The sequence below is a fragment of the Arenibacter catalasegens genome (assembly GCF_002909235.1).
Lineage (GTDB): Bacteria > Bacteroidota > Bacteroidia > Flavobacteriales > Flavobacteriaceae > Arenibacter > Arenibacter catalasegens.
Genome location: NZ_PHQQ01000024.1, coordinates 1 through 11,242 on the forward strand (window position 1 = coordinate 1; position 11,242 = coordinate 11,242).

The following is an 11,242-nucleotide window of genomic DNA, read 5'->3' on the forward strand; positions in this document are numbered from 1 at the left end:
TCTTCAACTAATTGAAGCTTAAAAGAAATGGAGTAATCTTTTTGGGTACGCCTGGTATACCCCACATTTTCTGATGTTTTCATTACACTAAGTTTTTAGTGTATCACTATTTCAGGACGGGACAAGTTCGAAAAAAAGAAAGCCTACAACAAAATTGTAAGCTTTCTTTTTTTCTAGAAATCCTAATTCCCCTAAAACGCACACATTTACTTATTCGTTTTTAATGATCTTTTAACCACTAATTGATACACACAAGGGATTACGACCAAATTTAAAATAGTCGCAGATAATAATCCTCCTAGAATAACCACTGCCATAGGGCTTTGTATTTCACTACCAGGCTCCTCACCTTTTAGAGCCAATGGTATTAAAGCCAAACCTGTTGTAAAGGCTGTCATTAAGATCGGGTTTAGCCGATCTAATGCTCCTGTTTTTATCAATTGAAAACCTTTCATTCCTTCCTTTCGCAAATCCTCATATCTGGATACCAATAGGATTCCATTTCGGGTTGCGATACCGAAAAGGCTAATAAAACCTATGGTCACTGCGATACTGATAATTCCGGAAGTGAAGTACACGATCAATATACCACCGATTAAAGCCAAAGGCAGATTGATCAATACTACAAATGCCAGTTTTACATCTTTAAATTCATAATACAATAGCAAGAAAATGATAGCTATTGCAATGATTGCAGCTAACATAAGTAATTGGGATGCTTTGGACTCGCTTTCAAACTGTCCTCCATATTCCACCCGATAACCTTCCGGCATTGTTACATTACTGGCAACAACATCCTTTATTTCGTTTACGGCACTTCGTAAATCCCTGCCCTGTACATTGGCAGCGACTACAATTTTACGTTGCACATCCTCTCGGTTAATAGTGTTTGGACTGCTCACGGATTGAACGGTTGCCAATTCACCTAATATTGTGTATCCGCCATTAGGAAGGCTTACTAATGTATTGTTGATGTTCTCAATGTCATTCCTAAATGGTTTTTCGTAGCGCACAACCAGATCGAAATATTGTTGACCTTCATAAATTTCACCCGCTTCTTCACCGGCAAAAGCGATATCTAACTGCTCCATTAAATTGCCAACTGTCATTCCGTAGGCTGCCAAAATTTGACGTTTAGCCTTGATGCGTATTTGCGGAACTTCTATTTGTTGGTCTACCGCTACATCCGCCAAGCCATCAATATCTTTGATGTTCTGCTCTACACTCTTGCCTACTTCAAATAAACGTTGTAGATCGGAACCATAAATCTTGATCGCAATATTGGCACGTGTACCTGATAGCATATGATCTATCCGGTGTGCGATGGGTTGCCCCAAAGTAATATTTACCCCTGGGGCAATGCTTAATTTGGTTCGGACTTCTTCAAAAAATTCTTCCTTGGTTTTGTCTTTCAAAATAAAGGGCACATCAATTTCTGAAGCATTTACACCTTGTGCGTGTTCATCCAGTTCTGCTCGTCCTTGTCTTCGGGTAACCACTTCAACTTCGGGCAGATCCAGTAATATCGTCTCTATCAATTTTCCTGTTTTGTTGCTCTCTTCCAAAGACATTCCCGGTGGTCCTACCACATTAATTACCAAAGAACCTTCATTAAATTCTGGAAGAAAACTTCTTCCCAATTGTGTTAAAACCAAAAGACTTACCATAAAGGCAATGACCGTTACACCAATGACAGCTTTTGGAATTTTTGTGGCACGTTCCAAAATATGTCCATAATGTTTCTGTAACCAACGTTCCACCCGTGTGCCCTCTGCTTGTTTGTTCAAAAGCTTTTCATTATCCAACAAATAGGAACATAATATTGGGGTTACCGTTACAGCCACGATCAAAGAAGTTAGAACAGATGTTACAAACGCAATGCCCAACGGTTGCAATAATCGACCTTCCATCCCGCTCAAAAAGAACAGCGGTATAAATGATACAATGATAATCAAGGTGGCGATAATAATAGAACTTCGTATTTCTACGGAAGCGTCCCGCACAACAGTAATTGTCGATTGCCGTTCCGACTTTGGTTTTCTAATATTTTCGCGCAAACGTTTAAAGACGTTTTCCACATCAATAATAGCATCATCCACCAAGGCGCCTATAGCAATTGCCATCCCGCCTAAACTCATGGTATTAATGGTATAACCCAGCCATTTTAAGATGATAATGGACACCAATAAGGAAATAGGAATGGCAAGCAATGAAATTACCGTTGTTCTCCAATTCATTAAAAAGATGAAAAGGATGATCATTACAAAGAATGCACCTTCCATTAAGGTTTGATTCAAATTACTGATCGAGGCATCAATAAAATCGGATTGTCTAAAGATTTGACTTTTGATGTTTACACCTTTTGGCAAAGTTGCTTGTAAATCGGCAATAGCTTCATCCAAACGATCTGTAAGTTCCAATGTGTTTACATCCGGTTGCTTTGAAATGGTTAAGATCACCGCCGGGTTCGCATTCAATGAACCATCCCCGATCTTATCGGCAGCTCCAATTTGCACCGTGGCCACATCCTTAATTTTGATGGTTTGACCATTGACTTGTTTTAAAACTGCTTCCTGTAAATCCTCCAAAGCATAAGCTCTACCACTCCCTTTGATGATGTATTGATTGCCATATTGGTTGATAACACCACCTGGAGCATTGGTATTGGCCTCTTTAACCTTTTCTACCAATTCTGAAAGACTTACGTTGTAATGTTTCATCTTTTCAGGGTTCGCAAATACTTGGTATTGCTTATAATCACCACCAATAACCACCACATTGGCGATACCACCAATTGCTTTTATACGTGGTCGAATGGTCCAATCGGAAAGGGTTCTGAGCTCCATTGCCGAAAGGCTATCCGAAGTAACTCCCAGGAGCATTATTTCGCCCATAATGGATGAAATAGGAGCCATAGTCGGCGCACCTATTCCTTCTGGTAAATTTTCCCTTACCATTGGGATCCGTTCGCTCACAATTTGGCGTGCACGATAGATATCGGTTCCCCAATCAAATTCTACCCAAACAATGGATATACCTGCTGCCGATGAAGAACGGATTCTTCGAACATTTGGCGAGCCGTTCAAGGCTGTTTCCAGTTGATAGGTTACTAATTTTTCGACTTCTTCAGATTCCATTCCATGGGCTTCGGTAAGAATGGTTACCGTAGGTGCCGTAAGGTCTGGGAATACATCGACGTTCATTGTCCTGGCATAGTAAATACCCAACATGCTCAATGCAACCGCTCCCAATAGAATGAGCAATCTATTTTGAAGTGAAATTGATAATATTTTGTTTAACATTTCTCTTCGATTTTTTAATGTTCGTGACCGTGTGCAGGTGTTGAACCGGACATTGAAGCCATTTTAACCTGATATGCTCCTGTGGTTACTACTACTTCCCCAATCTCTAGACCTTGGAGTATTTCTACATTTTCCCCATTGCGCTTTCCAATTTTTACAGGCCTTCTTTCAAAACTTTCTCCTGAAAGTTGTACCATAACGGAATAACTACCATAATCTTCCAACAGAGCATTTACAGGAATCATTGTGTTTTGGGTTGCGTTGCCCATTGCAATTTGAACCTGGGTCAGGCTCCCTTCCGGCATTTCAATATCGTCATTGACCTGGGCAAATACAGAAATTAGCGGTCTGTTGTTATCTACATCTTTAGCAATGGAAAGAATCGAACCTCCAGAAGATGCAGCATTACGCCATTGGCCATCCTTGGTTTGATACCAAATGCTTTGTGCATTCTCCACGGTAAGTCCATAAGAAGGTGCAATCTGGGTCTTTAAAACCCTGGACCGATGCGTTCCTACCGTTACCATTGCAGCGCCTTGGTCTACATAATCCCCATTGGCAACATTTATCGCTGTGATATAACCATCAAATGGTGCCCGAATTTGCTTTCTGTCACCAGCAACTCCTGCCGCAAGGCCTTGATAATTGGATCGGGCGATATTGAAATTGCTTTCTACTTTTTCAAACTCTGCTTTAGGAACAATTTTCGATTCGTACAATTGCTTTTTACGTTCATATTCGGACTTTGCCTGTTCAAAACTGGAACGTGCCTTTGCAATTTCTATACTCAAATTATTGGATGCCAAACCTTGACTGCTTACATTGATCAATAACTGGCCTTTTTTAACTGGCGTACCCTCGGTAAGATTGCCAACTGCAAAATCCACCACACCGTTAGATTTTGCAACCATTGTCATAACGGAGCCTGGCGAAGGCATCCAAACACCTGAGGTATTTATAACATCATAGATTTTACCATTGACCGCAGCAGCTGTCTGAAAGTCTATTTTCCAAGCTTGTTCCTTCAAAAATGAAATGCTCCCATCATCTTTAGCTGCACCCAAGGCCTTTATGGCTTCATCTGCATTGGCAAATACAGTAACATCATCAATAACGATCTTATCTGAATATCCGGGCGTATTTAATTCAAAGACCAACTGATAGTTCCCTCCTTCTTTGGGCTGAATGGCAGGTGAAAATATCCCAAGTGATGAAGGTGCATCCACCGTATTCCTGATGCCCTTACCTTCTTTTATTAAGCTTACGGTTACCGAACCTTCCCTAACAGGCTGGTGTTTGTCCATTTCGGTAAAATGAGCGGCGAATCTACTTCCCTGACCCACTATTAGTGCCGGAAACTCAACAAATAGTTCTGTTTTGTCCGTCCAGATCGTATGGTCCAATCGGGGAATTTCTTCTCCAACATGACTACCATCGGCATTATGTGCGTGTGCATTTTCTGCCTTGTCATTACAAGACATTGCCAAAAAGGCAAGCACTATAATTATATATTTCATTTGCTACAACTATTTATATATTAATGATTGTGGTGCTCAGAACCATCATCATGTTTATGGGTTTCAGGTTTAATTTCCATAGAATCCTTATCAACATGGAACTCTTCTTGTTCTATAGTTTCCTCGTGCATATGGCCTCCATCTGCATCGTGTTCATGACCGTGCTCTTCTGTACTTTCTGTCTTAGATTTTGTGTCTCTACAAGAAGTTAAGGCCACTGTTGAAATTAAGGCTACTGCGTATACTATTTTTGAAATTTTCATAATGTTCTGTTTTAAAATTTATAATTGATGTTTTAATAATTCTGCTTGAAGTAAATGCAAATCTTTTTCCATTTGCAGCATTTTATCGAAGGCATTTCGGTAAAACTGCAACTCTACATAGTAATCCATAAAAGAATACTCACCCAACATATAGGCCTTAAAAAGTAATTTCTCACTTTCCAAATTGCCCATCGTAGTTTGATACTCATTGTACTTTGAGCGCATTAATTGGTAGCGATTAAAAGATTCTTGAAATTGGGCGTAAAGCGTAGTTAAGATTACTTGCGAATTGGATTGCTGATACTCATGGTTTGCTTGTGCAGCTTTTACTTTGTTCTTACTGCCCCATAAGGGAATGGAAAGTCCACCGTAAAATCCCGAATAATTATTGCCATTTACACCCTGATAGTTGTAGCCTAGGGCAACATTGGGAAGTAGCTTGTTTTGCTCCAATTTCATTTTTCGCAAAGAAGCAACCTCATTTGTCTTTAATTCCAGTAGGGCAGGGTCTTGTACTAATTTTTCCCGCCAAAGGTTGTCCCTACTTCCTATTTCTACAGGCAAATCAATTAGCAATGAAAGTCCATCCAAAGGTTTGTCGCCATTTAAGGTCTTTAGTTTAGATACTAGGATTTGGATGTCATTTTCGATCTGTTCCAGCACAAATTGTTCCTGAATCCAGGCAACTTTGGCTTTATTCAAATCTAAAATGCCTACTTGCTCCTTATTATAGAGCTCTCGAATCTGATCAAATACCTGTTTGCCCTGAGCTCTTCTTTCGGCCTCAATTCCTTTTTGCTTCTTTAGGTAAGCAAGTTCTATAAGAAACTCCTTCGCATTTAATAGCACCAACTGTCTCTTTTTTGTATAGACAGTTTGTAGTTGCTCCGATCTTAAATCGTTCCACTTACCCCTTGCAGCATATACCGTTGGAAACTCAAAAGATTGTGATATTTGATATTCCGAATAGGTATCCGTGGTATTATCGCCAAAGGGCAGATAATAGCCAGAGAGCTGTGGGTCCGGCAAATTGTTGGTGCTCTTGTTTTCGAGCTGTTGACTTTCAATATAGGATTGATAGCCTTGTAACTCGGTATTATTCTGTTCTATTTTAAGAAGTAATTCCGCCAAATTTCGAGTTTGAGAGAAACCACTAACAAAAAACAGGCATCCGCAAATAGCGAATACTATATGTTTATTCATTGTGTGTGAATTTTAGGTTTAATCTTGCCTGTCGGCAGACAGGTCTGAAATCTTAAAAAGGATTACTACCGTTCCGGCAAGTATTCCTAATCGATTAACCTAAAGATGGGGGACCTCGCGTATCGAGGGAGGAGAGATAAGAATTAAAATAAGTATTCGGTGGATGATAAATAGGAGATGCTCTATTTTGCCCATCATCAATTAAAAAAAGACCTTGAATATCAAAAACACCATTAGCAATCTCTTTACCAATAATGGTCTGTTTTTCAACAATGTCTCTGTTAAATAGGCCAATTTCGCTCGACACCGTAGAATGGACGTGCATATCCAAAAAGAATCCAAAGAAACCTAAAGGTGAATTTTCGTCTTCTTGGGAATGATCATCATTGTGATGGTGTTCGCCCTTATGTGCAATATCTGAATGTGAATGTGTTTCCTCATGTTGATGATGCAAATGAGGAAAGGCTTGATGCAACATCATAAAGCTGAATATCCCTAAAAAGAAAAGTGCTTTTATGTGAATTTGTTTTTGCATCGATAACAAAGATAGAACTATTTTAATAGAAAAATCTCAAACTATTCTGGAAACAATAAAGGTTCATTCACTTTATTATAGGAAATCATATACTCGTTTAGACTATTTTCTCCAAAAAGATTGCCTATTTAACAAAATATGCAATCATGGAATAGCGTACATTACTACTCCTTATAAAATAAAAAAAATGAAATATTTTTTGTGTGGCATCTTTAGTTGTATTTTTTTTCAAAGCTTCTCCCAAAACTATTTTGATATTCTCAATTTAACCTATACCAATACCACACCAAACGATTTTGAAGTTTCAGATAAAAGGTCCACTGTGGAAGAATTGGCATTGGAACTTAACTTTCCCGTTCTAATAAATGACAAAACTATTTTACTTACCGGGCTTGTCGCAAATAAAACACAAGTGAAATTAGATGCTGATATGCCCAGATCTAGCTTAGATGTTTTGGGGTTGAATTTTGGTGTCAATAGAACTTTTGATGATAAATGGTCCGCTACATTTATGGCGTTTTCTAAAATAGCTTCGGATAAAATTAAGCTCTCAAATGAAAACTTTCAACTGGGATTATTATCCCTATTCACCAATAAAAAAAGCACTGATCTAAAATACAGATATGGTGTATATGCCAATACCGAAAAATACGGATTAATTGTAGTTCCTATTTTGGGTTTATATTATATGAGCGACAACAAGAAATTTGTAGCGAATCTAAATTTACCAATTATTGGAGATATCAATTATCAAATAAATAATAATGCTTGGCTCGGAATGCGGTTTGATGGACTGGGCACTACCTACAGTTTAAATGATCAAAGCTATAGCGCCAATGGAGCCTATGTTTCTAAAACTTCCAATGAATTGGTAAGCTATTTGAGGTTTAAGTTGATTAAATCCATCTATCTAAACACAAAAATATGCTATGCCATCAGTAGGAATTATAAAGTATTCGATGCTAATGATAAAATTGATTTGGCTTTAAGTTCTTTTTATTTTGGCGATAATAGAACCCAATTAAATGAACGTTTTAAGGATGGTGCTATTTTTAAAGTAGAGCTATTTTATAGGCTTCATTTTGATTAAGGTCTTACCATCAAATAATCAATAATTCCATAAACAAGAACACTCCCCTCCTATCTCTCCGACAGCGCCTAGGCAGTACATTTTATTCTGTAATTAATTAAAGCTATAACCAATGGCTTTCCCAATCTTCAATAAAGAGGGAATGCACCAAAGATATATGGCAAAGGAGGGTTTCAATGGCCGTGACACCTAGGCTTTAAGTGATTTCATGTCGATTACAAACCGATAATGTACATCACTCTTTAACATACGTTCATAGGCCTTATTGATATCTTGAATTTCAATGACTTCAACATCTGAAGTAATGTTATGTTTTCCTCAGAAATCCAATAATTCTTGAGTTTCTGCAATCCCACCAATTAAGGAACCTGCAACAGACTTTCGCCCCATGATCATAGGCACCGTCATCAACATTGGGTTCAAAGGTCCCAAATAGCCAACAACCACCAAAGTTCCATTGGTGTTTAAAGTCCCGATATACGGATTTAAATCATGTGCGTAGGGCACAGTGTCTATGATTACATCAAAATTACCCATAACGCCTTTCATTTGCCCTTCATAAGTGGATATGATTACTTGATCTGTTCCTTGAGCCTATCAAATATTAAAACAAAAAAAACCATCTTGATAGATGGTTTTTTTTAAGTATAATTTCGAGTTGGATGTATTACTTCGTACGTACGTTTACGGCACATAGCCCTTTATCCCCTTTTTCTATCTCAAATGTTACCTGATCGTTTTTTTTAATCTTGCCAACAACATTTGATGCGTGTACAAAGAATTCTTCTTCCGAATCCTTAAGGCTTATAAAACCAAATTTTTTGGTTTTATTGTAAAATTTTACCGTACCCTCTTTAATACCACTTCCTTTATTAATATTCAATAATTTATAAAAAAACTGTTTAATCATTATTCCTTAATTTTTTTCAAATTTATGCTTATTTATCTTATATAGCAATTACTTCTTCCTTCTTTCCCAACAAGCGCAGCATCTTCATATGGTCCCAAATGGCATGAACGATCGATTTCTTAACATTATAGGGCATACCGTATTCTTCCGCTGTTTCTGATACGATCTTCGTTAATTTTTTGTAATGAACGTGGCATACATCCGGTAGTACATGATGTTCTACTTGGTAATTTAACCCACCTATAAGCCAAAATATAAGATTGCTATTCGGAGAAAAATTACTAGTGGTGGCAAATTGGTGTCCATACCAGTTATCATTTATTACACCCTGCTCATCAGGAAGCGGAAACTCGTTGACAGGCATAATATGTGCAATCTGAAAAACAATGCTCACCAATAGGCCCGTTACAAAATGCATACTTAAAAATGCCAGTAATATTACCCACCATGAAAATGGCAACATAATCATTGGAAGTATCAGCGCATAAGAATAATAAAATAATTTCCATGCCGTCATACTGATCAATTTCTTTACATATTCGTGTTTCTTGTCCAAAAATCCCATGTTTTTATAGCGCTTTAAGCGCACAAAATCCTTGGTGGTAATCCATGATAATGTTGATATTCCGTAAAAAAACCATATGTAGATGTGCTGATACTGGTGTATCCAATAGTGCTTGGCATGTGGAGAGAATCTCAGGAAAAATGGTGCATTAAGATCATCGTCTGCATGATCAATATTGGTATAGGTATGATGTAGGACATTGTGCTGTATTTTCCAAACAGATGCATTGGCCCCAATTAGATTGAACGAATAGCCTAACAGTGTATTAATTCTTTTATTTTTTGAATATGAACCATGGATTGCGTCATGCATAACGCCCATGCCAATTCCTGCCATTCCTAATCCACTTAATATATACAGCAAAAAAAGTAACCAAACGGTTGTGGCCAGACCTGATGCCAGTATTATTAAGGGGAGAAAAAATAAGGCCAACATAATTACCGTTTTTACCACCATAGTGGCATTGGCGTTTCGACTTTTATTATGTGTTTTAAAATAGGTGTTTACCCTTTTTCTTAACGTTTTCGAAAAGCTGGGGTTAATGTCTCTTGAAAATTTTGGATTGACTCTGATATGACTTTTTATTTGATTAATGCTTATTCAAAAACAGCATATCATTCCTATTAGGAGAAGTGTTGCGATGCTTAAACCGCTTACTATTATATTGAAGCGATATAACCGCACACACTTTATAGACCCAACTACATCTATTAAAAAAAATGAAGAAAGCAAAAGATTGATTAAAATGGTAAGAAATTAAAAAAAGAAGAGCTATCTAAATACTGAATATTCCAAAAGTAGGCTAAATTGGCGTTGGTTGGTAGAAAAGCATGTTAAATAGTTGAATAATTGATTTTCAATTTTGTATTTAAGTTTTCACTTATTGTGCTTCCCTCCCATCGGCGTTTGCCAAGAAAGACAGCGATAGACAATCTTGTCGGCTTGTATTATGCGGTGTTTATCCCAAGATTTCTATTTTTTTAGTCAATTACCTCAGGGCAAGCCAATGAGGCATCGAAAAGAAACAACTTATAATTTTTCAACGCCCGCCTGAACGGAACGGGCAGGCCTGCCCGTTCCGTTCAGGCGGGCAAGTGTCGGAGCATTCAAATCTTACTTAATGAATAAACATGAATACGTGGCATTACCCGAGGGTTGCCACAGGAATATTAAATTTCACCCCCAGCAAACTATGTCAATCACTACTCTATACCCCTACTGTATTCAAAGCCATGGCATATTCTTAAACTTATAATGATATGTACATTATGAAGGGGATTTTTTACTTAAAAGAAATATTTATTTTTATAGCGGACAAATTAGTCTTTTATTAAATTAGGGATTACATTTGCCACATAATTTATAATCAATGAAGGAAAATCAATTTATAATGGATAAAAAGACCCGAATATCTTTTAATATAAATCAGCAATTAGGATAACATCTTTTTGGATGGGCCTAGTTTGCCCTTTAAACTTAGAAACACTAAAAAACACAACCTTATGAACAAAGCATCTTTAATTGAGAGTATCACCTATAACGAAGACCACAAGCCCGTGGTTACAGTTTTACTGAAAACGGCCAACACCAAAGAAATACGAATAGTAATGAAAAAAGGGCAATTCATGAAAGAACACAAAGCCCCCTTTCCTATAATTATTGAATTGTTTGAAGGAGAAATAGAATTTGGCATAAACAGAGAACATCAAACCCTAAAAAGAGGTGATATCATTGCTTTAGAAGGGAATATCCCCCATGATCTGACCTGTATAACAGACTGTATTATTCGCTTGTCTATTTCTGTACTCGATAAAGTAGAACGCGTTAACCAAGTTTCCCAATAATATTTCCCCATAA

General features: G+C 37.5%; 9 protein-coding genes and 1 pseudogene. 2 read left to right on the plus strand and 8 right to left on the minus strand.

Going from position 1 to position 11,242, the window contains the following annotated elements; all coding sequences use genetic code 11:
• Window positions 1–206: 206 nt before the first annotated feature.
• From CWD90_RS16995 to CWD90_RS17015, 5 genes are all read right to left on the minus strand, one after another.
• Window positions 207–3,302 carry an efflux RND transporter permease subunit gene (locus tag CWD90_RS16995; RefSeq protein WP_103477270.1) on the minus strand — a complete coding sequence of 1,032 codons (3,096 nt, stop codon included), beginning with the start codon at window positions 3,300–3,302 and terminating at the stop codon, window positions 207–209.
• Window positions 3,303–3,316: 14 nt separating this feature from the next.
• Window positions 3,317–4,819 carry an efflux RND transporter periplasmic adaptor subunit gene (locus CWD90_RS17000; RefSeq protein ID WP_103477271.1) on the minus strand — a complete coding sequence of 501 codons (1,503 nt, stop codon included), beginning with the start codon at window positions 4,817–4,819 and terminating at the stop codon, window positions 3,317–3,319.
• 20 nt (window positions 4,820–4,839) lie between these two features.
• On the minus strand, window positions 4,840–5,082 hold the full coding sequence (locus tag CWD90_RS17005; protein ID WP_103477272.1) for a hypothetical protein: 243 nt from the start codon (window positions 5,080–5,082) through the stop codon (window positions 4,840–4,842).
• A gap of 18 nt (window positions 5,083–5,100) precedes the next feature.
• Entirely contained in the window at window positions 5,101–6,285 is a 1,185-nt protein-coding gene (locus CWD90_RS17010; RefSeq protein ID WP_103477273.1) for a TolC family protein, read from the minus strand.
• A 94-nt stretch (window positions 6,286–6,379) separates the two neighbouring features.
• Window positions 6,380–6,820: a hypothetical protein gene (locus CWD90_RS17015; protein ID WP_103477274.1), complete on the minus strand. Its 441-nt coding sequence runs from the start codon at window positions 6,818–6,820 to the stop codon at window positions 6,380–6,382.
• Window positions 6,821–7,007: 187 nt separating this feature from the next.
• On the opposite strand from CWD90_RS17015, the gene CWD90_RS17020 reads away from it, so the two are divergent.
• Window positions 7,008–7,910, plus strand: coding sequence for a DUF6268 family outer membrane beta-barrel protein (locus CWD90_RS17020; protein WP_103477275.1), 903 nt, complete (start codon window positions 7,008–7,010; stop codon window positions 7,908–7,910).
• Window positions 7,911–8,228: 318 nt separating this feature from the next.
• Here CWD90_RS17020 and CWD90_RS23490 read toward each other — a convergent pair.
• The 3 genes and pseudogenes from CWD90_RS23490 to CWD90_RS17035 form a co-directional block, all read right to left on the minus strand.
• Window positions 8,229–8,486 (minus strand): annotated as a pseudogene (locus tag CWD90_RS23490) (zinc-binding dehydrogenase); the annotation flags it as partial.
• 91 nt (window positions 8,487–8,577) lie between these two features.
• Complete coding sequence (locus CWD90_RS17030; RefSeq protein ID WP_285901364.1) at window positions 8,578–8,820, minus strand: cold-shock protein; 243 nt, start codon at window positions 8,818–8,820, stop codon at window positions 8,578–8,580.
• A 37-nt stretch (window positions 8,821–8,857) separates the two neighbouring features.
• On the minus strand, window positions 8,858–9,820 hold the full coding sequence (locus CWD90_RS17035) for a fatty acid desaturase family protein (RefSeq protein ID WP_103477351.1): 963 nt from the start codon (window positions 9,818–9,820) through the stop codon (window positions 8,858–8,860).
• Window positions 9,821–10,887: 1,067 nt separating this feature from the next.
• Between CWD90_RS17035 and CWD90_RS17040 the strand changes: the two genes are divergently transcribed.
• A complete protein-coding gene (locus CWD90_RS17040) occupies window positions 10,888–11,229 on the plus strand; it encodes a cupin domain-containing protein (protein ID WP_103477276.1) in 342 nt (113 codons plus the stop codon).
• The last annotated feature ends 13 nt before the right edge of the window (window positions 11,230–11,242 follow it).